At 72.2% G+C, this 26,587-nt stretch carries 26 protein-coding genes; 14 read left to right on the top strand and 12 right to left on the bottom strand.

Features of this window, described 5'->3' with window-relative positions; translation table 11 throughout:
- Positions 1-70: 70 nt before the first annotated feature.
- Positions 71-1,267 carry a serpin family protein gene (locus ACFW01_RS08960; protein WP_234954934.1) on the top strand — a complete coding sequence of 399 codons (1,197 nt, stop codon included), beginning with the start codon at positions 71-73 and terminating at the stop codon, positions 1,265-1,267.
- 29 nt (positions 1,268-1,296) lie between these two features.
- Here ACFW01_RS08960 and ACFW01_RS08955 read toward each other — a convergent pair whose 3' ends face one another.
- The 3 genes from ACFW01_RS08955 to ACFW01_RS08945 form a co-directional block, all read right to left on the bottom strand.
- Entirely contained in the window at positions 1,297-2,877 is a 1,581-nt protein-coding gene (locus ACFW01_RS08955) for a S8 family peptidase (RefSeq protein ID WP_234954935.1), read from the bottom strand.
- Between the two features lie 278 nt (positions 2,878-3,155).
- On the bottom strand, positions 3,156-5,423 hold the full coding sequence (locus ACFW01_RS08950) for a DEAD/DEAH box helicase (protein WP_384502722.1): 2,268 nt from the start codon (positions 5,421-5,423) through the stop codon (positions 3,156-3,158).
- A 53-nt stretch (positions 5,424-5,476) separates the two neighbouring features.
- Positions 5,477-6,049, bottom strand: a complete 573-nt coding sequence (locus ACFW01_RS08945; protein WP_125492664.1) for a helix-turn-helix domain-containing protein — start codon at positions 6,047-6,049, stop codon at positions 5,477-5,479.
- Between the two features lie 149 nt (positions 6,050-6,198).
- Between ACFW01_RS08945 and ACFW01_RS08940 the strand changes: the two genes are divergently transcribed.
- Positions 6,199-6,825 (top strand): SAM-dependent methyltransferase, encoded by a 627-nt coding sequence (locus tag ACFW01_RS08940; RefSeq protein WP_384502721.1) that lies wholly within the window; start codon positions 6,199-6,201, stop codon positions 6,823-6,825.
- A 193-nt stretch (positions 6,826-7,018) separates the two neighbouring features.
- Positions 7,019-7,519 (top strand): DinB family protein, encoded by a 501-nt coding sequence (locus ACFW01_RS08935; RefSeq protein WP_234954938.1) that lies wholly within the window; start codon positions 7,019-7,021, stop codon positions 7,517-7,519.
- Here the strand turns inward: ACFW01_RS08935 and ACFW01_RS08930 are convergent, their stop codons facing one another.
- On the bottom strand, positions 7,520-7,837 hold the full coding sequence (locus tag ACFW01_RS08930) for a hypothetical protein (RefSeq protein WP_384502720.1): 318 nt from the start codon (positions 7,835-7,837) through the stop codon (positions 7,520-7,522).
- Positions 7,838-8,087: 250 nt separating this feature from the next.
- On the opposite strand from ACFW01_RS08930, the gene ACFW01_RS08925 reads away from it, so the two are divergent.
- Both ACFW01_RS08925 and ACFW01_RS08920 read left to right on the top strand, forming a co-directional pair.
- The gene (locus tag ACFW01_RS08925) at positions 8,088-9,404 is read left to right on the top strand and encodes a M14 family zinc carboxypeptidase (protein ID WP_234955420.1); all 1,317 of its coding nucleotides are present in this window, start codon (positions 8,088-8,090) and stop codon (positions 9,402-9,404) included.
- Between the two features lie 132 nt (positions 9,405-9,536).
- Positions 9,537-10,115 (top strand): dihydrofolate reductase family protein, encoded by a 579-nt coding sequence (locus ACFW01_RS08920; RefSeq protein ID WP_384502719.1) that lies wholly within the window; start codon positions 9,537-9,539, stop codon positions 10,113-10,115.
- On the opposite strand, the gene ACFW01_RS08915 is transcribed toward ACFW01_RS08920, so the two are convergent.
- On the bottom strand, positions 10,112-10,831 hold the full coding sequence (locus tag ACFW01_RS08915) for a helix-turn-helix domain-containing protein (protein WP_384502718.1): 720 nt from the start codon (positions 10,829-10,831) through the stop codon (positions 10,112-10,114). The genes ACFW01_RS08920 and ACFW01_RS08915 overlap by 4 nt on opposite strands.
- A gap of 48 nt (positions 10,832-10,879) precedes the next feature.
- Positions 10,880-11,968, bottom strand: a complete 1,089-nt coding sequence (gene ychF, locus ACFW01_RS08910; protein WP_384502717.1) for a redox-regulated ATPase YchF — start codon at positions 11,966-11,968, stop codon at positions 10,880-10,882.
- A 177-nt stretch (positions 11,969-12,145) separates the two neighbouring features.
- Between ychF and ACFW01_RS08905 the strand changes: the two genes are divergently transcribed.
- Complete coding sequence (locus ACFW01_RS08905) at positions 12,146-12,763, top strand: DUF6542 domain-containing protein (protein WP_384502716.1); 618 nt, start codon at positions 12,146-12,148, stop codon at positions 12,761-12,763.
- A gap of 28 nt (positions 12,764-12,791) precedes the next feature.
- Here ACFW01_RS08905 and ppgK read toward each other — a convergent pair whose 3' ends face one another.
- Both ppgK and ACFW01_RS08895 read right to left on the bottom strand, forming a co-directional pair.
- Positions 12,792-13,532 (bottom strand): polyphosphate--glucose phosphotransferase, encoded by a 741-nt coding sequence (ppgK, locus tag ACFW01_RS08900; protein ID WP_384502715.1) that lies wholly within the window; start codon positions 13,530-13,532, stop codon positions 12,792-12,794.
- A gap of 30 nt (positions 13,533-13,562) precedes the next feature.
- Positions 13,563-14,579 (bottom strand): 4-hydroxy-3-methylbut-2-enyl diphosphate reductase, encoded by a 1,017-nt coding sequence (locus ACFW01_RS08895; RefSeq protein WP_234954949.1) that lies wholly within the window; start codon positions 14,577-14,579, stop codon positions 13,563-13,565.
- Between the two features lie 116 nt (positions 14,580-14,695).
- Here ACFW01_RS08895 and ACFW01_RS08890 point away from each other — a divergent pair, with 116 nt between their 5' ends.
- The 3 genes from ACFW01_RS08890 (at position 14,696) to ACFW01_RS08880 (ending at position 18,115) form a co-directional block, all read left to right on the top strand.
- Positions 14,696-16,072, top strand: a complete 1,377-nt coding sequence (locus ACFW01_RS08890) for an APC family permease (RefSeq protein ID WP_234954951.1) — start codon at positions 14,696-14,698, stop codon at positions 16,070-16,072.
- A gap of 552 nt (positions 16,073-16,624) precedes the next feature.
- Positions 16,625-17,833, top strand: a complete 1,209-nt coding sequence (gene xseA, locus ACFW01_RS08885; protein WP_384502714.1) for an exodeoxyribonuclease VII large subunit — start codon at positions 16,625-16,627, stop codon at positions 17,831-17,833.
- 9 nt (positions 17,834-17,842) lie between these two features.
- The gene (locus ACFW01_RS08880) at positions 17,843-18,115 is read left to right on the top strand and encodes an exodeoxyribonuclease VII small subunit (protein WP_384502713.1); all 273 of its coding nucleotides are present in this window, start codon (positions 17,843-17,845) and stop codon (positions 18,113-18,115) included.
- On the opposite strand, the gene ACFW01_RS08875 is transcribed toward ACFW01_RS08880, so the two are convergent.
- Positions 18,112-18,330: a DUF4287 domain-containing protein gene (locus tag ACFW01_RS08875; protein WP_234954957.1), complete on the bottom strand. Its 219-nt coding sequence runs from the start codon at positions 18,328-18,330 to the stop codon at positions 18,112-18,114. The two genes, ACFW01_RS08880 and ACFW01_RS08875, sit on opposite strands and share 4 nt — an antisense overlap.
- Before the next feature lie 239 nt (positions 18,331-18,569).
- Here ACFW01_RS08875 and ACFW01_RS08870 point away from each other — a divergent pair, with 239 nt between their 5' ends.
- Complete coding sequence (locus tag ACFW01_RS08870) at positions 18,570-19,160, top strand: malonic semialdehyde reductase (protein ID WP_384502712.1); 591 nt, start codon at positions 18,570-18,572, stop codon at positions 19,158-19,160.
- A 73-nt stretch (positions 19,161-19,233) separates the two neighbouring features.
- On the opposite strand, the gene ACFW01_RS08865 is transcribed toward ACFW01_RS08870, so the two are convergent.
- Positions 19,234-19,767 (bottom strand): DUF4245 domain-containing protein, encoded by a 534-nt coding sequence (locus ACFW01_RS08865; RefSeq protein ID WP_384502711.1) that lies wholly within the window; start codon positions 19,765-19,767, stop codon positions 19,234-19,236.
- Positions 19,768-19,893: 126 nt separating this feature from the next.
- Here ACFW01_RS08865 and glpX point away from each other — a divergent pair, with 126 nt between their 5' ends.
- Positions 19,894-20,925, top strand: a complete 1,032-nt coding sequence (gene glpX / locus ACFW01_RS08860) for a class II fructose-bisphosphatase (protein ID WP_161325871.1) — start codon at positions 19,894-19,896, stop codon at positions 20,923-20,925.
- Between the two features lie 210 nt (positions 20,926-21,135).
- Here glpX and ACFW01_RS08855 read toward each other — a convergent pair whose 3' ends face one another.
- Together ACFW01_RS08855 and ACFW01_RS08850 are read right to left on the bottom strand one after the other, a co-directional pair.
- Entirely contained in the window at positions 21,136-21,516 is a 381-nt protein-coding gene (locus ACFW01_RS08855; protein ID WP_234954963.1) for a WhiB family transcriptional regulator, read from the bottom strand.
- Positions 21,517-21,620: 104 nt separating this feature from the next.
- On the bottom strand, positions 21,621-22,301 hold the full coding sequence (locus ACFW01_RS08850) for a DUF1707 domain-containing protein (RefSeq protein WP_384502710.1): 681 nt from the start codon (positions 22,299-22,301) through the stop codon (positions 21,621-21,623).
- A gap of 199 nt (positions 22,302-22,500) precedes the next feature.
- Between ACFW01_RS08850 and ACFW01_RS08845 the strand changes: the two genes are divergently transcribed.
- From ACFW01_RS08845 to ACFW01_RS08835, 3 genes are all read left to right on the top strand, one after another.
- Positions 22,501-24,168: a fumarate hydratase gene (locus tag ACFW01_RS08845; RefSeq protein ID WP_384502709.1), complete on the top strand. Its 1,668-nt coding sequence runs from the start codon at positions 22,501-22,503 to the stop codon at positions 24,166-24,168.
- Between the two features lie 58 nt (positions 24,169-24,226).
- Positions 24,227-25,612 (top strand): class II fumarate hydratase, encoded by a 1,386-nt coding sequence (locus tag ACFW01_RS08840; RefSeq protein ID WP_234954969.1) that lies wholly within the window; start codon positions 24,227-24,229, stop codon positions 25,610-25,612.
- 144 nt (positions 25,613-25,756) lie between these two features.
- Complete coding sequence (locus ACFW01_RS08835; protein WP_234954971.1) at positions 25,757-26,461, top strand: DUF402 domain-containing protein; 705 nt, start codon at positions 25,757-25,759, stop codon at positions 26,459-26,461.
- The last annotated feature ends 126 nt before the right edge of the window (positions 26,462-26,587 follow it).

Here is a 26,587-nt window from a genome sequence, read left to right as displayed (position 1 = left end):
AGCGGCCGGACGTCGCGGTGCCCGGCCGATCACTGAGCGCATGGTAAGCGTGCGGCGGGGCGGGGACGGTATGCGGGTCGCGAACACGACCATCCGGGCGGTGAACGGCCTCACCGCCCGCTGGGCCGGGGTGAAGAACGGCGGCACGGCTTTCTCGGCACCCGGTGTCTGGCCTCTGCTCGCCTTCCTCGCGGACGGCGCGGCGGGCGCGGCGCGGTCGGAGCTGGAGGAGTCGTTGGGGGTGCCCGCCGGCCGGGCGGCCGCGGCGGCCGGCGAACTGCTCGCCGGACTCGGCGCCGTGCGCGGCCTGGAGACCGCCCTCGGCCTCTGGACCGGGCGCGCGCTGGAGCTGCGCGCCGAGTGGACCGCCGGACTGCCCGCCGACGCACACGGCGTCCTCACCGGCGAGGCGGGGGCCGACGGTCCGGTGCTGGACGCGTGGGCGGCGAAGCGCACCGGCGGGCTGATCGAGCGGATGCCGGTGGCGGTGACCCCGGAGACCGAGCTGGTGCTCGCGAGCGCGCTGGCCCTGCGCACCCGGTGGCTGAAGCCCTTCGACGAGACGTACCTCGCCCCGGAGCACGGGCCGTGGCAGGGGCGTGAACTGCGGGGCCTGGAACGCCAGAGCGTGCTGCTGGACCGGATCGGCGTCGCGGACACGCCCGGTGGTCATGTGACCGAGCTGAAGGTGCTGGGCGACACGGCGGTCGACGTCCACCTGCTGCTCGGCGAGGAGGGCATGACGCCCGGTGGGGTGCTGGGGGCGGGTGTCGGCATCCTCGCGGACTCCCGCCGGGTGACTCCGGGTTCGCGCCTGCCGTACGGGGAGGTGGGCCCGGGGCTGGTCGTCGGACGGGAACGGACTCTGACGCCCCGGCCTCCGACGCTCGATGTGACGACGGTCGCGTACGGCGTCACCTCGGACCACGACCTGCTGGAGCACTCCGGGGTCTTCGGTCTGACGGCGGCCTCCCGGCCCGTCCCCGGTCACTTCCCGGGCATCAGCGCGTATCCGCTGTGCGTCGACACGGCCCGGCAGTCCGCGCTGGCCCGGTTCGACGCTTCCGGCTTCGAGGCCGCCGCGGTGACGGCGGTCGGGATGATCGGGGGCGGCATACCCGAGTTGCGGTGGCTCAGCACCACCGTCCGGGCCGTCTTCGACCGTCCCTTCGGGTTTCTCGCCGTGCACCGGCACTCGCGTCTCGTCCTCGCGGCGGGCTGGGTCGACGACCCGGAGCCCTACCGCGAGGACGAGTCCGTTCACTGAGCTGCCGTCAGGGCACCGTCAGAACTCCGTCAGAACTGCAGGGCCCAGGCGTCGATCCGCCCGGTGTCCCACGACGCGTTGTCGCTGACGCGGAGCTTCCACGTGCCGTTCGCGGTCTCCGAGGAGGCGTTCACGGTGTACGTGGTGTTGATGTCGTTCGCACTGCCGCCGGTGCCGTACGCCTTGAGGGTGTACGCCGTGCCGTCCGGGGCGACCAGCTGGACCTGGAGGTCACCGATGTAGGTGTGGACGATGTTCACCTCGACCGCGAGGGACGACGGGGCGTTGCCCGAGACGCCGGAGACGGTCACCGGGGACTCGACGGTGGCGTTGTCCCGGATGGTGTAGTCGCCGGTGTTCTCGAAGCGGTCCCCGGTCGGCGGGGGCGTGTCGCCGTCGCCGACGTACAGCAGGCGGTTGGGTGAGCCGCTGCCCGGGTTCGAGACGACGCCGGTCGTGGCGGCGGACGTCAGCGCGGTCGCGACCTGCGCGGGCGTGGCCGAGGGATGGTCGGCCAGGTGGAGCGCGGCGGCGCCCGCGACGTGCGGGCTGGCCATGGACGTACCGGAGATGGTGTTCGTGGCCGAGTCGCCGCTGTTCCAGGCGGAGGTGATGGACGAGCCCGGCGCGAACAGGTCGAGGACCGAGCCGTAGTTGGAGTAGCTCGCGCGCGCGTCGCTCGACGTGGTGGCGCCGACCGTGATCGCCTCGGTCACCCGGGCCGGGGACTTGGTGGAGGCGTTGGTGGACTCGTTGCCGGCGGCGACGACGAAGGTGACGCCGGACGCGATGGCGTTGCGCACCGCCGTGTCGAGGGCGCTGTCGGCGCCACCGCCGAGGGACATGTTGGCGACGGCCGGCTTGACCGCGTTGCGGGCGACCCAGTCGATGCCGGCGACGACCTGGGCGGTGGTGCCGGAGCCGGAGTTGTTCAGCACGCGCACGCCGACGACCTTCGCCTGCTTGGCCACGCCGTAGGCGCTGCCCGCGACGGTGCCGGCGACGTGGGTGCCGTGGCCGTGGCCGTCCTGGGCGGTGTTGTCGTTGTCGATGGCGTCGTAGCCGTAGGAGGCGCGGCCGCCGAAGTCGCTGTGGGTGATGCGGACTCCGGTGTCGATGACGTACGCGGTCACGCCCTGACCGGCGCTCGCCGGGTAGGTGTACGAGCTGTTCAGCGGGAGGTTGCGCTGGTCGATGCGGTCCAGGCCCCAGGACGGCGGGTTGGGCTGGGTGCCGGTGACGTGGAAGGTGCGGTTCTGGACGACGGAGGCGACGGCCGGGTCGGCGGCGAGACGTTTCGCCTCGGTCTCGGAGGCCTCGACCGCGTAGCCGTTCAGAGCCTTGGTGTAGGTGCGTTCGATGTCGGCGCCGTACTTCTTCGCCAGCGCGCGGCCCTCCGCGGAGCCGGACTTCGCCTCGTCCGCCTTGAGGGTCACGATGTAGCTGCCGGCGACCGCGTTCGCCGCGTCCGCGTACTGGACGTGGCCCTCCGCCGCGGTGGCGGGGAGCGCGGAGACGAGGCTCGCGGCGAGGGCCGCGGTGGCCACGGCGCCGACGGCGGACAGTCTTCGCCGGTTGGTGCGAGGGGGGTTGTGACGCAGCACTGCCATGTGAGGGGTCCTCCTCAGTCGGTGGTGCGTGGTGGGGTTCGTGCACGCCGAGCAGACCGCCCCCGCAGAGCCACTGGGTCATGACCATGTCAAAGTGGGGCGGTTTTGGTGCGTCAGCCGAAAGATTGAGGCTTCCAGAGGAATTGCACAAGGGGGCCTGCACGGATGTGCGGACCCCTGCGTCGTTTGAGCGCCCCGACTCGCCGGCCGACTCGACCGGCGCTCAGCTGGCGCTCAGCCGGCGCTCAGTCGGCGCTCAGTCGGTCTTCAATCGGCTTTCAGTCGGCTTCCGGTCGGCTTCCGGTCGGCGAACGCCGCGGCCCGGGCGTGGCGGTCTGTTCGTCGTTCGTGCCCAGGCGAGCCTGTTCCTCCTCGACGATCCTGCGCGCCAGGTCGGTGTCCGACACGTCCACGGCGTCCGGCGTCGCCTCGGCCACCGCGCTGCGCCGGGCGTAGGCGTCGAAGAGGCGGGTCTTCCTCTCCAGGAGCCGCACCATCCGCTCGTCCACCCCGCCGGTGGCGAGGAGCCGGTGCACGCGCACCGGCCTGACCTGGCCCATGCGATGGGCCCGCGCGACCGCCTGGTGCTCGATGGTCGGCTTGATCTGGGGCTCGCACACGACCACGACCGAGGCGGCCTGCATGTTGAGCCCGATCCCCGCCGCCTGGATCTGCGCCAGCAGCACCGCCGGCCCGGTCACCGCCGTGAAGGCGTCGACGAGCCCCTGCCTGCGGGCGGGCGGCACCGCGCCGGTGAGCGGGCCGAACACCGTTCCGTACGGCCGGGGTTCCGCGCCGTCGGGAGCGCCGAGGGCGTCCTCGACCACGCGCAGGACGTCCCGGAAGTTGGAGAAGATGACGACCTTCAGTCCGTTCTCCCCGGCCTCCCGCACGATCTCCCGGAGCCGGCCGAGCTTGGCGGACTTCTCGGGGCGGGCGTACGCCGCCCTGCGCATCGCCATGAAGTTGCCCTCACGCACGGCCTCCCGGTAGGCGTCCTCGTCGGCGGCGCTCAACTCCTCCCACTCGTCCGTGTGCTGGAGGCTGGGCAGTTCGGAGAGCACGTCCTCCTGGTTGCGGCGCAGGTAGACGGGGGCGACCGCCCTGCGGAAGGCGACCGAGCCGGTCAGCCCGGTGCCGTCGTCCAGCCGGTCCGCCACCGCGGGGTCGAGCATCCGGACCAGGTTGCGGAACTCGGCGACCCGGTTCTCCATCGGCGTGCCCGTCATGAACAGGACGTGCTCGCACCGGCCGGCCCACCGTTCGACCGCCTGCGACCGCAGGGCCTGCGGGTTCTTCACGGAGTGCGCCTCGTCGACGACGAGCATCGCCGGTGCGGGCGGCCCGGCCGACTCGCCGTCGCCCGGCCCGTCGTCGCCGCCCGGGTCCGGGAACCCGCGCAGGGAGTCGAAGGTGGTCACGGCGACCCCGCCCCGCTCACACCAGTCGGCGAAGGCGTCCTGCCGGTCGGGGCCGTGCAGCGGGCGGACCGGCAGGGTGCTGCGGGTCTCGGTCTCGCGCGTCCAGTTGACCAGGACGCCGGCCGGGCAGACGACCAGGAAGTGCGTGTGGCCGCCGGCCGCGAGGTGCGCCATGGCCGCGATGGCCTGGATCGTCTTGCCGAGGCCCATCTCGTCGCCGAGGATCACCCGGCGCCGCGCGAGGGCGAACCGCGCGCCGAACGCCTGGTAGCCGCGCAGGGAGACCCGGCGCCGGGAGTCGTCGAGCCGCAGTCCGCGGACCCGCTCGGCGATGTCGTCGGGCAGGAACCCCTCGGCCGCGGCGGTGTCGGAGGCGTGTCCGGCGATCTCCCCCAGCACGCCGTAGTACTCGGCGGAGCGCAGTTCGAAGTCCGTCCAGGCCGCGAGGTCGTCCGCCGGTCCGCGCAGCAGGTCCACCGAGGCCTGGGCCAGCAGTCCGGGCGTGTCCGCCCGCTCGGCCTCCTCGGTGACGGACCGGATCTCCGCCACGGCCTCCAGCGCACGGGCCTTCTTCGCCCGCCCGGCCAGCAGCAGCCCGATCCGCCCGGCGACCGGACGGGCGTCGGCCAGCAGCGGGCCGAGCCGCCGCGTCAGCCCGGCCGCCGCGTCGAGCGCGCGCCGCGCCTCGGGGCCTGCCCCGACCAGCACGTGCAGGGCTGCGACCAGGGCGGTCGTGCGCGGTTCGGGCCGGTCCACGTCCAGGTGCACGGCGGCGGCCTCTCCGGCCGCCTCCGCCAACTGCCGTGCGGCGGCGATGATCTGGTCGACGGTGCGCTGTCCCACACCGGGGATCTGCCGCAGTCGGTAGGGGCCCGCGTCCAGGACCGCGCGGACGGTCTCCAGGCCGCTCTTCTCGACGGCTCCGAGCCGCAGCCGCCCGCCGGTGACGTCCTGCAACCGGGCCACGGGGATGGTGTCGAGGGCCTGCTCCACCGCCTCGTCGTGCAGCGGCTTCAGCGCCGCCCGGACCGCGTCGACGGCCCGCTCGTGGTCACCGGCCAGCGACCGGGCCGCCTCGTGCAGCCGGGTGCCGCGTGCGACCGCCTCCCGCTCATCGCGCCCCATCCGGTACCGCGCCCCCTCCAGGCCGCTCCTCGGCCGTCCCCCCGGCCCGCCGTTCAGCCGCTGTGCACATGCGCGCGCACTCCCTGCAGCCCGAACAGGACGAGCAGTTCGACCGCGCCCCCGTCGGCGCTGCCCAGCCAGTGCGGCAGGGACGTGTCGAACTCGGCGGCCTCACCGGAGGACAGCGTCAGGTCGCGCTCCCCGACCAGCAGCCGCAGCCTGCCGCTCAGCACGTACAGCCACTCGAAGCCCTCGTGCGTCTGCGGGGTCGGTTCGAGCGGGGCCGGCCGGCTCGGGATGATCATCTTGAACGCCTGGGTCCCGCCGGGCCGCCGGGACAGCGGCACGAAGACCATGCCGAAGCGCCGGACGGGCTTCAGGTGGATCCGCGGATCACCCGTGCGCGGGGCGCCTACCAGGTCGTCCAGCGGGACGTCGTAGATCCGCGCGAGCGGCAGCAGCAGTTCCAGGGTGGCCCGGCGCTGCCCGCTCTCCAGCCGCGACAGGGTGCTCTCCGACACCCCGGTCGCCGTCGCGAGGTGGGCCAGGGTGATGCCCCGGTCCCGGCGCAGCGCACGCAGCCTCGGGCCCACCGCGTCGAGCACCTCGTCCGTTCCGGCGTCCATCCGGCCACCTTGCCACAACGGCAAGTTTTCGTGCCAGCCGGCCGTGGGCCCGCTGAGACTGGCGGCATCACGGCATGAGCATCGCGGCACGAGCAGTCCGACACGGGCATTCCGGCACGAGCATTCCGACAGGAGAGGAAGGAGTTCCGATGAACGCCACCGACGAGGTCACGTTCTGGGACGGGCTCTACGCGGCCCGGCCCGCGGCGAACGGCGCGCGGCCGAACCACCGGCTCGTGGAGGCGGTCTCCGAGGTGCCGCCAGGCGACGCGCTGGACCTGGGGTGCGGCAACGGCGGCGACGCGCTGTGGCTCGCCCGGCGGGGCTGGCGGGTCACCGCCGTCGACATCTCTGCCGTGGCGACCGAACGGCTCGCCACCCACACCCGCGCGCAGGGCCTCGGCCACCTGGTCACCGCCGAACGGCACGACCTGCGCGCGTCCTTCCCGGCGGGCCGGTTCGACCTGGTCTGCGCCCACTACCTGCACACGCCCTTCGATCTGAACCGGGCGACGCTCCTGCGCACGGCCGCACACGCGCTGCGCCCGGGCGGGCGGCTGCTGCTCGTCGACCACGGCTCGACCGCGCCGTGGTCGTGGAACCAGGACCCCGACGCCCGGTACCCGAGCCCGCGCGAGGTCGCGGCGGACATCGGCCTCGACCCGGCGGCGTACCCGGTGGAACGGGCCGACTCCCCGCGCCGCCGCGCGACCGGCCCCGGCGGTCGCACCGCCGAGGTCGTCGACCACGTGCTGCTCATCCGGCGCGAGGCCTGACGCGGTGGCGGTGACGCGGTTCCTGACCGGGCGTCACCCGATGCGACGTCTGACCGCGTGCCGCTTGCCCGAGCGACGCCTGACCGAGCAACGCCTGCCCGAGCGACGCCTGCCCGAGCGACGCCTGCCCGAGCAACGCCTGACGCAGCGGCCGAGAACGGTCGGTCGCCCCACCCCGGCCAAGGAGGCCACCATGCACCCCGCCACTCCACGCACCCGCCGCCGGGACGCCCCGCCGCCCCGGACCGGAGGCAGCGAGGCCGAGACCCTGCGCGGGTTCCTCGACTACCTCCGGACCTCGGTCGCCGGCAAGGTCGACGGCGCCCCCGAGCCCCAGGTCCGTACCGCCGCCGTGCCGTCCGGCACGAATCTGCTCGGCCTGCTCCACCACCTGACCCACGTCGAGCGCGCGCTCTTCCTCGGCGCGGAGGTACGGAACTGGCAAGCGACGTTCCGGGCCGCGCCGGAGGACGGCGTGGCCGAGGTCGTCGCCCGCTACCGGGAGACCGTCGACCGCGCGAACGTGATGCTCGACGCCTGCACCGACCTCGCCGCGCCACTCCCCCGGCACCCGCCCGGCAAGCCCGCCCCCAGCGTCCGCTGGGCCCTCACCCACATGATCGAGGAGACCGGCCGCCACGCCGGGCACGCAGACATCCTGCGCGAGCTGATCGACGGCGCGACGGGGCGGTGATCAGCGCGTACGGCGGTCAGCGGCGCGGCGGTCGAGCCACCAGGTGACCAGCCACAGGACGTTGATCCCGCCCAGCGTCACCAGCACCGCGGCTGTAGAGCCGCACGGCCCGGCGTTCGTGCGGGGCAGCCGGGTGCTCGGTTCGTCGGCCCGGGTGACGCGCGTCCCGTCCATGGCCTCGACGAGCGTCCACACCCAGCCGTCGGGGTCGCGGACCTCGGCGCCGATGCCGTGGACGACGCTGCCGATCCGTACATGGCCGTCCACCGTGCGGTAGGCCCAGCGCTCCGACTTTCGCGCCAGTCTCGCCAGCCCCAACTACCCTGACAACAGCGGACATTGACAACTGTGACCCGGTGAGCGAACGCTGACAAGAGCACACCGGACACGGTGCGCCACGATCCCACGGGGAGGAGACGGCATGGCGAACAAGATCGAGATCCGTCCGCTGGACAAGAAGGAGACCACCGGCGACAGCGGTGGCAACGGCGGTTCCTGACCTGACACGCGAGTCGAAGCGGAGCCGTACGCGATGAACCGCGCGACGAACGTGGCGACGCACCGCACGATGAACCGCTACCCCACGGTCGCGGAAGTCACCGAGTCGGCGCGGCGGCTGGTCACCCGGTTCCCCGGGGCCTGCCGCCTGCGCCGCATCGGCGTGTCCCGCGCCGGACGAGCGATCGAGATGCTGTCCGTGGGACACGGGCCGCGTCACGTCCTGGTGGTCGCGAGGCCGCACCCGGACGAGCCGGTCGGCGGCGCGACCGCTCTCGTACTGGCCGAGTGGGTGGCGCGCGGCGACGGGCGCTCCGCGGCGACCGACCCCTCCCTCGTCACCTGGGACATCGTCCTGTGCCTCGACCCGGACGGCGCCGCGCTGAGCGACGGCATCGAGGCGGCGACCGCCGGCCCCGACCACACCCTGGCCGGTTACTACCGGGCCGCCTTCCGTCCGGTCGCCGCGGAGCAGCCGGAGTGGGCGCCGATCGTCGAGCGACACCTCCCGGAGAGCCGGGCGCTCTTCGACGTCATCGACGAGCTGCGGCCCCACCTCCAGTGCTCCCTGCACAACGTCGACGCGGGCGGCGGCTGGGTCCAGCTGACCCGCGACCTCCCCGCACTCGCCGCGCCCTTCGGGACCTCCGCGGCCGAACTCGGCATCCCGGTCCAGCACGGCACGTACGACGCCCTGTACTGGGACAACCCCGCTCCCGGGATCCACGTCCTGCCACCGCCGGACAGCGCCGCGCGCCTGGCGGCCGGGTCCGAGAACATCGGGCTGTCCACCTGGTGCGCGCCCCAGCGGTACGGCGGGGTCACGGCGATCGTCGAAGTGCCCATGTGGGCCACCGACCTGGCCGACGACCTCTCCCCGCATCCGGAGGCCGCGCACGTTCTGCGGGACCTGTCCTGGCTGGTCCGCGAGAGCGGCCGACAGGTGACCGCCGTCTTCGACCAGGCCCGCGGATTCCTGCCCCGGGCCGAGGACGACGCGCCCCGGCGCGTACTGGAGTGGATGGCCGACGACCTGTACGACCTGGTCGCCGACTCCTGGAACCGGCTGGCCCGGCAGGCGGCCGACGCCTCCCGCACCGGCGGTCCCGCGCCCCTGACCAGGGCCGAGGTCTGTGCCCTCGACGTCGTCGCCCGACGTCAGCCACTGCGGGCGGCGGGCCTGCTGCTGCGGCTCCTCGATGCGTCGGACGACCGGGCCGCCCCGGGTCTGCACCGGGAGCTGAGCGGCCTGTACACCGCGTGGTGCGACGACTTCGAGCGGGCGCTGCGGCTGCGCTGGGTGCCCGTGTCCCATCAGGTGGAACACCAGGCACGGACGGTCGTGGCGGCCGCCGAGTGCGCGCTGGACACGACCCCCACCCGATAGGGCGCAGCCTCGGGCCGCCACGGAGAGCTGGCCCGACCCTCCCGTGTCGTTTCCGTCCAAGACGAGCCCCCGGCCCGCGTTCTAACGTGGCCTCAACAGCTCGCCGGCCACCCACCCTGAGGAGACACCACCATGCGTGACTTGGTCTACACCGGCTTCATGTCGCTCGACGGCGTGGTGGACTCGCCCGGCGGCGGGCCGACCGAGGGGCACCGCAGCGGCGGCTGGGTCTTCAAGGACCTCGAGTTCGTGCCGGAAGCCTGGTCGCTGAAGGCCGAGGAGCTGGCCGACACGACGGCGCTGATGTTCGGCCGCCGCAGCTACGAGGCGTTCGCGCCGGTCTGGCCCGGCTCGGAGGACCACGCCGCCTACAAGGACATGCCCAAGTACGTCGTCTCGACCACGCTGTCGGAAGACGCCCTCGTCGACGGGTGGGGCCCGACGACCATCCTGCGCTCGACCGAGGACGTCGCCGCGCTCAAGGAGGGCGAGGGAGGCGGGATCTTCATCCACGGAAGCGCGGAACTGGCCCGGCGGCTGGCGGACGCGGGCCTGATCGACCAGTACAACCTGCTCGTCTTCCCCACGCTGCTCGGTGCCGGGAAGAGCCTGTTCGGCCGGTCCGACCGCGACAAGCAGATGCTGACCCTGCGGGAGTCGCAGAGCTACTCGAACGGCATCCTGAAGCTGGTCTACGACGTCAAGCGCTAATCGGCGCGCTGATCGGCGCGCTGATCCAGGTCGAGGGCGATCGCACCACCGGCACCGTCGCGCAGCTGCCCGGCGGTGCGCCCGACATAGGCGCGCAGGGCCCGAGCCAGGTGCGGCTCGTCGAAGTACTCCAGCTTGCCGACGACGTCGGCGGCCGGCTCCCCGGCCGCCAGCAGCTCCGCCGCCGTGCGAGCCCGCTCGATCTGCCGGACGGCACCCCGCGTCAGCCCGGTCGCAGCCCGGAACCGCCGCTCGACCGTACGCCCCGACACCTCCGGCCGAGCCCCCCGGAGCACCTCGGCGACGACCGGATCACGAACCAGCACTCCGTCCCTGACCAGACGCTCCACCAGAGCCTCGGCGTCATCGGCCCCGGGCGTCTCCCAGCGCCCCCCGTCCAGCCGGAACGTCCGCCGCGTGGTGTCGGGCAGCACGACGCCCCCGTCGACCAGCCCCGACACGGGCACGGCCCGCAACGACGTACCCACGGCGAACTCGATCCCGGTGAACCGCGCCCCCTCCGGCACCGGCGCCGTACCGGCCCGGGTCTCGGGCCCGGTCACCCCCGCGAACGCCCGCCCGTCCTGCTCCCAGAACACCAGCCCCCAACGCACCCCGGCGACGGACGTCATCCCCGTCACCCGCTCACTCCGACAGGTCCACACGGCGTCGACCCACGACGAGTCGGACCCACGGGTCTCAAAGCGCAGCGCCACGGCGGCAGAATACGCGCCACCGTGTCGACGCGGGCACCCGTCTCTCAGCTACACGTTGAAGCGGAACTCCACCACGTCCCCGTCCCGCATCACGTACTCCTTGCCCTCCATCCGCGCCTTGCCCTTGGCGCGGGCCTCCGTCACCGAGCCGGTGGTGACCAGGTCGTCGTAGGAGATGACCTCGGCCTTGATGAAGCCCTTCTGGAAGTCGGTGTGGATGACACCGGCGGCCTCCGGGGCGGTGGCGCCCTTCTTGATGGTCCAGGCGCGGGATTCCTTGGGGCCGGCCGTCAGGTAGGTCTGCAGCCCGAGGGTGCGGAAGCCGACGTGGGCGAGGGTGGCGAGGCCGGGTTCCTCCTGGCCGACGGACTGGAGGAGTTCCAGGGCCTCGTCCTCGTCCAGCTCGGCGAGATCCGACTCCAGCTTGGCGTTGAGGAAGATCGCCTCCGCGGGGGCGACCAGCGCGCGCTGCTCGTTCTTGAAGTCTTCGTCGGTCAGCTCGTCCTCGTCGACGTTGAAGACGTAGAGGAAGGGCTTGGTCGTGAGGAGGTGGAGGTCGTGGAGGAGCTCGTTGCGCTCGGTGCCCTGGACGATGCCGTGGGCGAAGAGCGTGTCGCCCTTCTCCAGGATCTCCTTGGCCTCCTCGACGGCCTTGACCTTCGGCGCGATGTCCTTCTTGATCCGGGACTCCTTCTGGAGGCGCGGGAGGACCTTCTCGATGGTCTGGAGGTCGGCGAGGATCAGCTCGGTGTTGATCGTCTCGATGTCGTCCTTGGGCGAGACCTTGCCGTCGACGTGGACGACGTTCTCGTCCTTGAAGGCCCGGATGACCTGGCAGATCGCGTCGGACTCGCGGATGTTCGCGAGGAACTTGTTGCCCAGGCCCTCGCCCTCGCTCGCGCCGCGCACGATGCCCGCGATGTCCACGAAGTCGACCGTGGCCGGGAGGACCTTCTCCGAGGAGAAGATCTCGGCCAGCTTCGTCAGGCGGGGGTCCGGGACTCCCACGACGCCGACGTTGGGCTCGATCGTGGCGAACGGGTAGTTGGCCGCGAGCACGTCGTTCTTGGTCAGGGCGTTGAACAGGGTCGACTTGCCGACATTCGGCAGACCGACGATTCCGATCGTGAGCGACACGTTGCGACTTCCCGTACGTGAGGATGCGGAGGAGGTGGGGCGGGCCAGGCAGGGCCGATCCACCAGTCTACGGGGTGGCCGGTACCGCCCCCGCGTGGTGTCGAACGCTTGGCCAAGCTCCGGCCGACGGCGTGTCTGTCGGCCTATTCGGCACATAAACCGACCTAAGTTGGTCCAGTGGAGCAACACAGGACGCGACCTGCGCAGTACGGACCGCGACGGAGCCGGGCGGCGCTGCCCCCGCAGGGGCGGGGCGGCGCCGCTGCCGGCCGTCCGGTCGGGCGGACGGCGGGTCCGGGGGCGGGCGGCGGTACGGCGCGGGCGGCCGGCGGGCGGCAGGCCGGCCGGCCCGCTCCGTCGTCGGCGGCGCGGGAGGCGGGTGCCCGGCGCACGCTGCCCAACCCGCGGCTGACGGGTCTGGGCAGCGGTCTGTTCTGCGCCGCCGTCATGGTCGTGCTCGGCTACCTCGACGCGCTGCTCTTCGGAGCGTCCCCGACCGTCTACGGCGTGCTGTTCGTGCCGGTGTGCCTGCTCACCGCGGTCTGGGTGCGCCGCGGCGACCTGCTGACCGCCCCCGTCGTCGTGCCGATCGCCTTCGCGGTGGGGCTGGTGACCGTGGCCGAGAGCGGGGACGGCGGCCTCGGGGGGCGGCTGATGGGGATCGTGACCGCGCTGGCCACCGAGGCCGGGTGGTTGTACGGCGGGACGCTGGTCGCGGGGTCGACGGTGATCGTCCGCAGGATCCGGCTGGTGCGCCGCCGGCGGGCCGCCGCCCGGAACCGTCCGCCGGGCTGACCCGCGGCGGACGGTGCGAGGGCCGCGGTCAGCGGGACGCGTGCATCGCCGCGCCGACGATCCCCGCGTTGTTCTGGAGCTGGGCGGGGACGATCTCCGCCTGGATGCCCTCGATGTAGTGCAGGAACTTGTGTGACTTCCGGCTGACCCCGCCGCCGATGATGAACAGCTCCGGCGAGAACAGCATCTCGACGTGGGCGAGGTACTTCCGCACCCGGTGGGCCCAGTGCTCCCACGACATGTCGTGGTCCTCCTTGACCTTGCTGGAGGCCCGCTTCTCCGCGTCGTGGCCGTCCAGCTCCAGGTGCCCCAGCTCGGTGTTGGGGACGAGGACACCGCCGTGGAAGACGGCGCTCCCGATGCCCGTGCCGAAGGTGAGCAGGACCACCGTGCCCTGCCGGCCGCGCCCGGCGCCGAAGTTCATCTCGGCGACGCCCGCCGCGTCCGCGTCGTTGACGACCGTCACGTCCAGCCCGCCCAGCCGCTCCGCGAACAGGCTCCGCGCGTCCGTGTCGACCCAGCTCTTGTCGACGTTGGCCGCGGTGCGGACCATGGCGCCGCCGGTCACCACGCCCGGGAAGGTGAGTCCGACCGGACCGGTCCAGCCGAAGTGCTCGACGACCTCCTTGACCCCGTCGGCCACGCCGCCCGGATCCGCCGGTTGCGGAGTCAGTACCTTGCAGCGCTCCTGGGCCAGGTCGCCCCTGTCGAGGTCCACAGGGGCGCCCTTGATCCCGGATCCGCCGATGTCCACGCCGAAGATCTGCATGGCACCCACGTTACGGCCTGCGACTGACGGTCACGCCCCGGCGGTACCCGAGCCGCCCCGGCCCTCCACCAGGGTCGCGGCCTCCTCGCGCAGGTCGCGGCGGAGTTCCTTGGGCAGCGAGAAGGTGATCGACTCCTCGGCGGCCTTGACGATCTCCACGTCCTCGAAGCCGCGCTGCGACAGCCACTCCAGGACCTGCTCGACCAGGACGTCCGGGACGGACGCGCCGGAGGTGACGCCGACCGTGGTCACGCCCTCCAGCCAGGCCTCGTCGGCCTCGTCGGCGAAGTCCACGAGGTACGCCTCGCGGGCGCCCGCCTGCTTGGCGACCTCGACGAGCCGCTTGGAGTTGGAGGAGTTGCGCGAGCCGACGACGATCACCAGGTCGGCCTCGGCACCCATCTGCTTCACCGCGAGCTGGCGGTTCTGCGTGGCGTAGCAGATGTCGTCGCTCGGCGGCGAGATGAGCTGCGGGAACTTGTCCTTGAGCGCGTCGACGGTCTCCATGGTCTCGTCGACGGACAGGGTCGTCTGGGAGAGCCACACCACCTTGGACGGGTCGCGGACCTCGACCTTCGCGACGTCCTCGGGGCCGTCGACGAGCTGGATGTGGTCGGGGGCCTCCCCGGAGGTGCCGATGACCTCCTCGTGGCCCTCGTGGCCGATCAGGAGGATGTCGTAGTCGTCATTGGCGAAGCGGACGGCTTCCTTGTGGACCTTGGTGACGAGCGGGCAGGTGGCGTCGATGGTGGCGAGCCGGCCGCGCTCGGCCTCCTCGTGGACGACGGGCGCCACGCCATGGGCGGAGAACATGACGATGTTCCCCGGGGGGACCTCCTCCGTCTGCTCGACGAAGATCGCGCCCTTCTTCTCCAGGGTCTGGACGACGTACTTGTTGTGAACGATCTCGTGCCGGACGTACACCGGAGCCCCGTACTGCTCCAGGGCTTTCTCGACGGCGATCACGGCGCGGTCCACACCCGCGCAGTAGCCACGGGGGGCGGCGAGCAGGACACGGCGGCCAGGCGAAGCAGTCATGGCACCCATCGTAAGGCCGCGTTCGGCGGGTCAGAGATCGCGTGGGTACGGCGTTGCCGGGGAGACTGACGGGAACATTCCGAGGCGGAGTTCGAGGCGGAGTCCGAGGCGCTGGCGGAGGCACGATGTCGGAGACCGGTACGACGGCCCCGGGGGCCGGTGAGGAACACCAGCTGCGGCGCAGTCTGGGCTTCAGGGACCTGGTCGTCTACGGCCTGCTGTTCATCGCGCCCATGGCGCCGGTCGGCGTGTTCGGCACGCTGGACGCCAAGTCGCACGGCGCAGTGGCGCTGGTGTACGTCGTCGCCACGATCGCGATGGCGTTCACCGCGTTCAGCTACGCGCAGATGGTGCGGGTGGTCCCCCAGGCCGGGTCGGTGTTCGCGTACGCGCGCGTGGGGCTCGGCAACGGGGCGGGGTTCGTCGCGGGGTGGATGGCGATGCTGGACTACGTCCTCATCCCGGCGGTGGCGTACCTGTTCTCCGGGATCGCGATGGAGGCGCTGGTTCCGGAGGTCTCCCGGTGGGTGTGGACGGCGATCGCGGTGATCGTCACGACGCTGCTGAACCTGTGGGGGGTGCGGGCGGCGGCCCGGGTGGGCTTCCTGGTGCTCGCCATGGAGATCGTGGTCCTGGTGGTGTTCGTGGTGGCGGCGATCGTGGTCCTGGCCCGGGACGGGGCCGCGCGCGACTGGCTGTCGCCCCTGTCCGGGGACGGTACGCAGGGGGCCTTCGCGCTGTCGGCGGTGGTCGGCGCGGTGTCGGTGGCGGTGCTGTCGTACCTGGGCTTCGACGCGATCGCGACGTTCGCGGAGGAGGTCACCGGCGGATCGGCGAAGGTCGCGCGGGCCCTGCTGTTCTGCCTGGCGCTGGCGGGTGTGCTGTTCGTCGCGCAGACGTATCTGGTGGCGCTGCTCGAGCCCGTGTCGTCGGCGCAGCTGGCGGCGGAGCCGGAGCGGCAGGGGTCGGCCTTCTACGACGCCGTGGACGCGTCGGTGGGGACGTGGCTGCACGACCTGGTCGCGGTCAGCAAGGCGATCGGGGCGGCGTTCGCGGCGCTGGCCGGGCAGGCGGCGGCCGGACGGCTGCTGTTCGCGATGGGCCGCGACCGGCGGCTGCCGGGGGTGCTGTCGCGGACGGATTCCGGGGTACCGCGCGTGGCGCTGCTGGTCTCGGCGGTGATCACGATGGCGGCGGCGGTGTGGGCGGCCCGCCGGGACGACGGCCTCGACCACTTGGTCTCGGTGGTCGACGTCGGCGCGCTGACCGCGTTCACGCTGCTGCACGCGAGCGTGGTGGGCTGGTTCGTGGTCCGGCGGCGCGGGGACGCGCCGGTGAACTGGTGGAAGCACCTGGTGGTGCCGGTCCTGGGCGCGGCGATCACGGTCGCGGTGATCGTGGAGGCGTCGGGCAGTGCGCAGGTCGTCGGGGCGATCTGGCTGGCGGTCGGCCTGGTGGTCCTGGCGGCCCAGGCACGCGGGAGGCGCTCGGCGGGGATGTGACCCGCCGCGGCGGGGTGGGCGGCGCCCGCGACGAGGGTGCGCTCCACGACGAGGGCGGTCGGCACGCGCGACGCGCACTGGATGTAGGCGCGTGCGTGCACTCCGGGCCGGGCACGCGGGCCAGGCCTCGCACGCACGTCAGGCCGGGCACTCCGGGCCAGGCCGCGCACGCAGGCCAGGCCGGGCACCCACGCCGGCCCAGGCACTCCGGGCCGCGCCGGGCACGCAGGCCGCGCCGGGTACTCCGGGCCGCGCCGGGCACACGAGCCGGGACAGAGCTGCGGGCCGGAACGCCCCGGCCCAGGCTCACGGACACGCCGAACGCACCGCGCGCCGCCCAAGCCGTGTGCACAGGCGCGCCACCCAAGCCGAATGCGCAGGCACACCGCCCCGAACCTCGTCCGCCCGCGCGGCGGCGTGCTCGGACGCGTACATAGGCGGCGGTCACCGCGCGTGAGGCACGGATCCACCGCCGGCCGGCACGCGTGCGTGCCGAGCCCCAGCCGCCCAAGCCCCGCAGGGATGTCGTACCCGGCCGTTACGCTCGGGCGCATGGCTGTTAACTCCACTCCCGAAAGCCCGCTGCCCGTGGGTGAGGTGTCGCGGCTGATCGGAGGGTGGATCGACCGGCTCGGCGCGGTCTGGATCGAGGGGCAGATCACACAGCTGTCGCGGCGGCCGGGCGCGGGGGTCGTCTTCCTGACGCTGCGCGACCCGTCGTACGACATCTCCGTGAGCGTCACCTGTTACCGGCAGGTGTTCGACGCGGTGGCGGACGTGGTCGGCGAGGGCGCGCGGGTGGTCGTGCACGCCAAGCCGGAGTGGTACGCGCCGCGCGGGCAGCTGTCGCTGCGGGCCGCCGAGATCAAGCCCGTGGGTGTCGGGGAGCTGCTGGCGCGGCTGGAGCAGCTGAAGAAGGCCCTCGCGCGAGAGGGGCTCTTCGCGCCGGAGCGGAAGAAGCCGCTGCCGTTCCTGCCGCGGTTGATCGGCCTCGTGTGCGGCCGCGCCTCGGCGGCCGAGCGGGACGTCCTGGAGAACTCCAGGCATCGCTGGCCGGCCGTCCGCTTCGAGGTGCGCAACGTCCCCGTGCAGGGCGTGCACGCGGTGCCGCAGGTGGTGCAGGCGGTGAAGGAGCTGGACGCGAGGGACGACGTGGACGTGATCGTCGTCGCGCGCGGCGGCGGCAGCGTCGAGGACCTGCTGCCGTTCTCCGACGAACAGCTGGTGCGGGCGGTCGCCGCGTGCCGTACGCCGGTCGTCTCGGCGATCGGGCACGAACCGGACAATCCACTCCTCGACCACGTCGCCGACCTGCGCGCCTCCACACCGACCGACGCCGCGAAGAAGGTCGTGCCGGACGTCGGCGAGGAGTACGAGCGGGTGCGGCAGTTGCGGGACCGTGCGCGGCGGTGTGTCGCGGCCTACGTGGACAGGGAGGAGCGGGGGCTGGCCCACGCGCTGGCCCGGCCGTCGATACAGGATCCGCACCGGATGATCGAGGAGCGGGCCGAGCAGGTGACGGCCCTGCTGGACCGGGGCCGCCGCTCGTTGCGGCACCACCTGGACCGGGCCGACTCCGAGCTGACGCACACGCACGCGCGCGTGGTGGCCCTCTCCCCCGCCGCGACCCTCGCGCGGGGGTACGCCGTGCTCCAGCGGGCGGACGGACACGCCGTCCGGGACCCCGGCGAGGTGGAGCCCGGTGAGACGCTGCGGGCGCGGGTCGCCGAGGGAGATTTCTCCGTACGAGTCGACGCATAGGGTGGGTGGATGACCAGCGAGGTGGAGCAGCCGACGGCCATGTCCGAGGCGCTCGGGTACGAGCAGGCACGGGACGAGCTGATCGAGGTCGTCCGGCGGCTGGAGGCCGGCGGTACGACGCTGGAGGAGTCCCTCGCCCTGTGGGAGCGGGGCGAGGAGCTGGCGAAGGTGTGCCGCCGCCGGCTGGACGGCGCCCGGGCCCGCCTGGACGCGGCGCTGGCCGAGGGGGCGGGCTCGGAGGGTGAGGGCGACGAGGACGACGAGGGGGACGGGACCCGCTAGCCCTCCTTCGCCGTGTCCTCCGCCAGCGTGTGCGCGACCAGCGCGTTCGCGTGCCCGTGGCCCAGACCGTGCTCGGTCTTGAGCCAGCCGACCAGCTCCATGTGCTTGGTGAGCGGCGAGGAGCGGATGAGTTCCTTCCACTCGGCGACCGGACGGCCGTACTTCTTCTCGATGGCGGGGAAGTAGGAGGCCGGGCCCTTCACGGTGGCGGTCATGTCGAGTGGTCCCATCTGTGTGAGGCGGTGTACCGCCCTTTACGACCCCGGCGCCCGCGGCAACTCATCGCAGACGCGATGTGACCCACGCCACTCCCTTCTTTACCCACCATGTGAAGCGGATCACCGCATTCCTCTTTTGGTTGAACCTTGAACTTCTCTCCCGTACCGTCGGTCCGGTCAACGGCTCCCGGCGCCCCACCGGCGTGGAGCCGACGCACCACCGAGGAAGATCACGTATGTCTCTCGTTCTTGACCCCGCCGCCCAGGACCTGCTGTTCCGCGAGGCCCGCACCGCGAACACCTTCACCGACGAGCCGGTGACCGACGAGCAGGTGCAGGCGATCTACGACCTGGTCAAGTACGGCCCGACCGCCTTCAACCAGTCCCCCCTGCGCATCACGCTGGTCCGCTCCGCCGAGGCCCGCGAGCGCCTCGTCCAGCACATGGCCGAGGGCAACCGGCCCAAGACCGCCGCCGCCCCGCTGGTCGCGATCCTCTCGGCGGACAACGAGTTCCACGACGAGCTGCCGCAGCTCTTCCCGCACTTCCCGCAGGCCAAGGACGCCTTCTTCAGCGAGCGCCCGGCGCGCGAGGGCGCCGCCCTGCTGAACTCCGCCCTCCAGGCCGCGTACTTCATCGTCGGCGTCCGCGCCGCGGGCCTGGCCGCCGGTCCGATGACCGGCTTCGACTTCGAGGGCGTCCGCAAGGAGTTCCTGGACGACGACCACACCCCGCTGATGGTCGTCAACATCGGCCGTCCGGGCCCGGACGCCTGGTTCCCGCGCTCCCCGCGCCTCTCCTACGACCAGGTCGTCACGACGGTCTGACCCCCGGCACGGTCCGCACGGACCCACGGCGAAGCCCCCGGCCCAGCGGCCGGGGGCTTCGCCGTGCGAGGGGTCACGCCAGCTTCAGCGCCGCCGCCATCCTGCCCAGCTGCTCGAACGACCCCGTGCCGGCCACGACCGTCGTCGCGCCCTTCATGGCGGAGTCACCCTCCAGCACCAGCGCGTCGTACCGGCCACCGGTGTACCGGGTCCACGTGCGGCCGCCGATCTCCTCGGTGCGCTCGGTGGCCCGTGAGCCCTGGCTGGCGTCCTCGATGAACGTGGCGGGCTTCTGCGTGGACTGCTCGACCGCCACGTACTCGCCGTCCGGGGCGTGGAAACCCAGGTGCCAGGCGTCGAACTCGTCACCCTGGAAGCGGACCGAGGTCGGCTTCCAGTCCTCGGACAGGCCCTCGGGTGCCGCCACCGGGTACGACGCGGCGCGCTGCGCGGTCAGCAGCTCCACCCGGTAGTCGACCCGCTTGACGTCCGGTTCGCCGTCGTCGTGCGGGATGAAGATCCAGATGACGCCCGCCGCGAGGACGATGAGCCCGAGGGAGAGGATCATGTCCCGGGCCGACTTCTGCTTGCCTTTCATACCTGCCACGCCCCCTATCGTCGCAGGTGCCTGATCCGCTCAAACGTGGGGTCCCCTGCTCATTTTGTCGGACTGACGATAGAGTCATGGCCATACCCTCATCCGGCCGTCGTCGTATCAGAAAGGTGCGCTCCGATGACCGAGCATCACTTGCCGTCCGAGCTGGACGTCCCCTCAGAGGCCCCCGACCGCAACCTCGCCATGGAACTGGTGCGGGTCACCGAGGCCGCGGCGATGGCCGCCGGCCGCTGGGTCGGGCGCGGTGACAAGAACGGCGCCGACGGTGCCGCCGTGCGCGCCATGCGGACCCTCGTCCACACCGTCTCGATGAACGGCGTCGTCGTCATCGGCGAGGGCGAGAAGGACGAGGCCCCGATGCTCTTCAACGGGGAGCGGGTCGGCGACGGGACCGGCGCCGAGGTCGACATCGCCGTCGACCCGATCGACGGCACCACGCTGACCGCCAACGGCATGACCAACGCCATCGCGGTGCTCGCCGCCGCCGAGCGCGGCTCCATGTTCGACCCGTCCGCCGTCTTCTACATGGACAAGCTGGTGACCGGCCCGGAGGCCGCGGACTTCGTCGACATCAACGCGCCGGTGTCCGTGAACATCCGCCGGATCGCCAAGGCCAAGCGGCGCACCCCCGAGGACGTCACCGTCGTCATCCTCGACCGGCCCCGCCACCAGGGCCTGATCAAGGCGGTCCGGGAGACCGGCGCCCGCATCAAGCTGATCTCCGACGGCGACGTGGCCGGCTCCATCCTGGCGCTGCGCGAGGGCACCGGCATCGACCTGCTGCTCGGTGTCGGCGGCACCCCCGAGGGCATCATCTCGGCCTGCGCGGTGAAGTGCCTGGGCGGCACCATCCAGGGCAAGCTGTGGCCGAAGGACGACGAGGAGCGGCAGCGTGCGATCAGTGCCGGGCACGACCTGGACCGCGTCCTGACCACCGACGACCTGGTCTCCGGGGACAACGTCTTCTTCGTCGCGACCGGCATCACCGACGGGGAGCTGCTGCGCGGGGTGCGGTACCGGTCGGAGACGGCGACGACCGACTCGATCGTGATGCGGTCCAAGTCGGGGACGGTGCGGCGGATCGACTCCGAGCATCGGCTGAGCAAGCTGCGGGCGTACAGCGCGGTGGATTTCGACCGGGCGAAGTGACTCCGTCGGTCCGGGGGGCGCCTTCCGAAGTGGGAGCGCCTTCCGAGGTGGGGGTGCCTGTCCGCCGGCGGGTGCGGGTGGAGTGTGGCTGGTCGCGCAGTTCCCCGCGCCCCTGCGGGCGATGCCCGGACCGGGGCGGCACAAGCACCGTCAGCGCATGAGAAAGGCACCCTCTGTGCGGAGAGGGTGCCTTTTTCGCGTCGTCGGTGACTATCCCGCCGCGGCTATGTGGGTCGCCGAGGTGCGTGGGGTCTTCTTCAGTTCGGCCTCGCGGCGGCGGCGCCTGGCCAGGACCACGCGGCGTTCGGCGGCGGTGAGGCCGCCCCAGACGCCGTAGGGCTCGGGCTGGAGGAGGGCGTGCTCGCGGCACTCGACCATGACCGGACATTGGGCGCAGACGCGCTTGGCGGCCTCCTCGCGGGAGAGCCGGGCGGCGGTCGGTTCCTTGGAGGGGGCGAAGAACAGTCCGGCCTCGTCGCGCCGGCACACCGCCTCGGTGTGCCACGGAGCGTCTTGGTCCCTGTCCCGCACCGGCACCCGCTGGGCCGGAACGGCAGCTACCTGCAGGGACGAATGCGGCGGTTGCAGCACGGTCTACTCCTGACGACGGCTTCGCGAGCGAGAGACGATGCGTCAAGGCTTACCCGTTGTGCGCGTGCCTATGCACTGGGTTCCCAACGGCTGTGGCCGGTGCGCTAGAGGTGCTTGCGCAAACCCTTCTCGACCCTGCGGTGCACCCGGCCCAGGAGGTCCGCCACGACCTTGCCGCGCTTCGGACGCGCCTCCACATGGCCCAGCACGGCCCAGCCGTCCACGTAGACGACGGGGGCCTCGGGCTCGTCGGAGTCGAGGGTGTGCACCTCGAAATTGCCAAGGACGCCGCCGCCGGTGCCGCGCAGCGACACGTTCTCCGGGACGCGGACCTCGACGCTGCCGAAGACGGAGAAGGCCTTGATCACGACCTGCTGGTACTCGAAGACGGCCTCGCTCAGGTCTATCTCGACGCTGCCGAAGACCGCGTAGGCGTGGATGCGGCGACTCGCCCGCCAGCGGCCCTTGCGGACGGCGCTGCTGAAGACCGCCACCACGTTCTCGTCGGGGTCCGGCGGGATGGCGCCGGCGGTCGGCCGGTTGGGGGCCGGGGCAGCGGCCGGGCGGTCGCGGTGCGCGGCGGGCAGGTCGCGCACGAACACGTCCAGCTCACCCACGGTCTTGGCGGCCAGCACGCCCTCGACCCGCTCGGCGTGCTCGTCGGCGGTGAGCCGTCCCTCCGCGAGGGCGTCGCGGAGCATGTCCGCGACGCGGTCGCGGTCGGCGTCCGAGGCGCGCAGGTCGGAGGTGCGCGGTGCGGGCTGGGCGTGCTTCTGAAGGTCCACGGCAGCAGCGTACCGAAACGCGATAGATCGCGACTACCCCTGTGGACAACCTTGTCGCGGCGAACTGAGCCTTACCTCACAAGCCCGGCCCGCCGGGCAGGTTCTACGCTGGTTGGCGCTGCCAACGGAGGCCAGCCGTCGTTGCTGAGAGATCCAGCGAAATCCAGCCGCGCGCGATGTCTAGTGAGGAATGGGCGAGATGCCTGAGTTCGCGTACACCGACCTGCTCCCCCAGGGCGAGGACACCACTCCGTACCGGCTGGTGACCGCCGAGGGCGTGTCCACCTTCGAGGCCGACGGGCGGACCTTCCTCAAGGTGGAGCCGGAGGCGCTGCGCAAGCTGGCCGAGGAGGCCATCCACGACATCCAGCACTACCTGCGCCCCGCCCACCTCGCGCAGCTGCGCCGCATCGTCGACGACCCCGAGGCGTCGGGCAACGACAAGTTCGTCGCGCTGGACCTCCTGAAGAACGCGAACATCGCGGCGGCGGGCGTGCTGCCCATGTGCCAGGACACCGGCACGGCCATCGTCATGGGCAAGCGCGGCCAGAACGTGCTCACCGAGGGCGGCGACGAGGCGGCCCTGAGCCGCGGCATCCACGACGCCTACCAGAACCTGAACCTGCGCTACTCGCAGATGGCTCCGCTCACCATGTGGGAGGAGAAGAACACCGGCTCCAACCTCCCCGCCCAGATCGAGCTGTACGCGACCGACGGCGGCGCCTACAAGTTCCTGTTCATGGCGAAGGGCGGCGGCTCGGCCAACAAGTCGTTCCTCTACCAGGAGACGAAGGCCGTCCTCAACGAGTCCTCCATGATGAAGTTCCTGGAGGAGAAGATCCGCTCGCTCGGTACGGCCGCCTGCCCGCCGTACCACCTGGCGATCGTCGTCGGCGGGACGTCGGCCGAGTACGCGCTGAAGACCGCGAAGTACGCCTCCGCGCACTACCTGGACGAGATCCCCGCCGAGGGTTCGGCGCTCGGGCACGGCTTCCGGGACAAGGACCTGGAGGAGAAGGTCTTCGAGCTGACGCAGAAGATCGGCATCGGCGCGCAGTTCGGCGGCAAGTACTTCTGCCACGACGTGCGCGTGGTGCGGCTGCCGCGGCACGGGGCCTCCTGCCCGGTCGCCATCGCCGTGTCGTGCTCGGCGGACCGGCAGGCGGTCGCGAAGATCACCGCCGAAGGTGTGTTCCTGGAGCAGCTGGAGACCGACCCGGCGCGGTTCCTGCCGGAGACGACGGACGAGCAGCTGGACGAGGCGGGGGACGTCGTCAAGATCGACCTCAGCCGGCCCATGGACGACATCCTCGCCGAGCTGACCAGGCACCCGGTCAAGACCCGGCTCTCCCTGACCGGTCCGCTGGTCGTGGCCCGCGACATCGCGCACGCCAAGATCAAGGAGCGGCTGGACGCGGGCGAGGAGATGCCGCAGTACCTGAAGGACCACCCGGTGTACTACGCGGGCCCGGCGAAGACCCCCGAGGGCTACGCCTCCGGCTCCTTCGGTCCGACCACCGCCGGGCGGATGGACTCCTACGTCGAGCAGTTCCAGGCGGCGGGCGGCTCCAAGGTGATGCTGGCCAAGGGCAACCGGAGCAAGCAGGTCACCGACGCGTGCGACGCGCACGGCGGCTTCTACCTCGGCTCCATCGGCGGGCCGGCCGCGCGGCTCGCGCAGGACTGCATCAAGAAGGTCGAGGTCGTCGAGTACGAGGAACTCGGCATGGAGGCGGTCTGGAAGATCGAGGTGGAGGACTTCCCGGCGTTCGTCGTGGTGGACGACAAGGGCAACGACTTCTTCCAGGACCCGGCGCCCGCGCCGACGTTCACGAGCATTCCGGTGCGGGGCCCCGGCCTCGCCTAGGCGGTCACGAACGGGGCGGTGCCGGAACATCCGCACCGCCCCGCACGCTGTACCCGGTATGAGCGACTACCGCATCGAGCACGACTCCATGGGCGAGGTCCGCGTCCCCGCGGACGCCAAGTGGCGGGCGCAGACGCAGCGCGCCGTCGAGAACTTCCCGGTCTCCGGTCAGCGGATCGAGCGCGCCCACATCGAGGCGCTGGCCCGGATCAAGGGCGCGGCGGCGAAGGTCAACGCCGAACTGGGGGTCCTGGACAAGGACGTCGCCGCCGCGATCCAGGAGGCGGCCGGTGAGGTCGCCGAGGGCAGGTGGGACGAGCACTTCCCGGTCGACGTGTTCCAGACGGGGTCCGGCACCTCGTCCAACATGAACACCAACGAGGTCCTCGCCACCCTGGCCACCGAGCGCCTCGGCCGCGACGTGCACCCCAACGACCACGTCAACGCCTCCCAGTCGTCCAACGACGTCTTCCCGTCCTCGATCCACATCGCCGCCACCGCCGCCGTCACCCGCGACCTGATCCCGGCCCTCGACCACCTCGCGGCCGCCCTGGAGCGCAAGGCGGAGGAATTCGCCGACGTGGTGAAGTCCGGGCGTACGCACCTGATGGACGCGACGCCGGTCACCCTGGGCCAGGAGTTCGGCGGGTACGCGGCGCAGGTGCGGTACGGCGTCGAGCGGCTCAACGCCTCGCTCCCCCGCCTCGCCGAGCTGCCGCTGGGCGGCACCGCCGTCGGCACCGGCATCAACACCCCGCCCGGCTTCTCCGCCGCCGTCATCGAGGAGGTGGCCCGCGCGACCGGGCTGCCGCTGACGGAGGCACGCGACCACTTCGAGGCACAGGGCGCCCGGGACGGCATCGTCGAGACGAGCGGACAGCTGCGGACCATCGGCGTCGGGCTGACAAAGATCGCGAACGACCTGCGGTGGATGGCGTCCGGCCCGCGGACGGGGCTGGCGGAGATCTCGCTGCCCGACCTCCAGCCCGGCTCGTCCATCATGCCCGGCAAGGTCAACCCGGTGATCCCCGAGGCCGTCCTCATGGTCGCCGCCCAGGTCACCGGCAACGACGCGACCGTCGCGGCGGCGGGCGCGGCCGGCAACTTCGAGCTGAACGTCATGCTGCCGGTCATCGCCAAGAACGTACTGGAGTCGGTGCGGCTGCTCGCCAACGTCTCGCGGCTGCTCGCCGACCGGACCGTGGACGGCGTCACCGCCCACCGGGACCGGGCCCGCGAGTACGCCGAGTCCTCGCCCTCCGTGGTCACTCCGCTCAACAAGTACATCGGGTACGAGGAGGCGGCGAAGGTCGCGAAGAAGGCGCTGGCCGAGCGGAAGACGATCCGTCAGGCCGTCCTGGAGGGCGGGTACGTCGAGCGCGGCGACCTCACCGGCGAGCAGCTGGACGAGGCGCTGGACGTACTGCGGATGACCCGTCCGTGACCTGACCCGTGACCTGACCACCGTCAAGACCCGTCCGCGGCCCGGCCGCCGTGACGACCCGTCCGCGGCCCGGCCGCCCTCGCGAACGCGGACGCTCTCACGATCTTCGGCGCGCCGGATGGCCACGGCACCTAATATCTGTGCATGGCAGACGGTGAAGCGGTGAGCGAGGCCACGGAGGCGGGCGGTGCGGCGGCCCCGGCGGAGTTCTGGGAGCCCGGGAGTCACATCCTGTGGCGGTACCGGGAGAACGGCGGCCCGCGCTTCCACATCGCGCGCCCCGTCACCGTCGTACGGGACGACGCCGACCTGCTCGCGGTCTGGCTCGCGCCCGGCACCGAGTGCGTGAAGCCGGTGCTCGCCGACGGTACGCCCGTGCACCTGGAGCCGCTGGCCTCGCGCTACACCAAGCCGCGCACCGTGCAGCGCGACCGGTGGTTCGGCACCGGGGTGCTGAAGCTGGCGCGGCCCGGCGAGCCCTGGTCGGTGTGGCTGTTCTGGGATCCGGGCTGGCGGTTCAAGAACTGGTACGTGAACCTGGAGGAGCCGCTGACCCGTTGGGAGGGCGGTGTCGACTCCGAGGACCACTTCCTGGACATCTCCGTCCACCCGGACCGCACCTGGTACTGGCGGGACGAGGACGAGTTCGCGCAGGCCCTGCGGGACCGGCTGATGGACGCCGGGCAGGCCGAGCGGGTGCGGGCGGCGGGCCGGGCCGCGGTCGCGGAGATCCGCGCCTGGGGCTCGCCGTTCTCCGACGGCTGGGAGGACTGGCGCCCCGATCCGGCGTGGGCGGTACCGTCGCTGCCGGGGGACTGGGATCGCACGCCCGCGCACGTGTCCTCATGAGACCCTTGAAGTGCCCCCGGGCAAGAAACGTAGGATCGTCCTCCGCAAGGGAGCGCGGCAACGGCAACCGGCGGAGCGTGCGCTGTGCTTGACCGATCGTCACCGAGGGGCGGCAGGACGTGAGCG

It is taken from the genome of Streptomyces sp. NPDC058985, assembly GCF_042740985.1.
GTDB lineage: Bacteria > Actinomycetota > Actinomycetes > Streptomycetales > Streptomycetaceae > Streptomyces.
The sequence above is the reverse complement of the archived record's forward strand: the minus strand, read 5'-3'. Positions and strand labels throughout refer to the sequence as shown.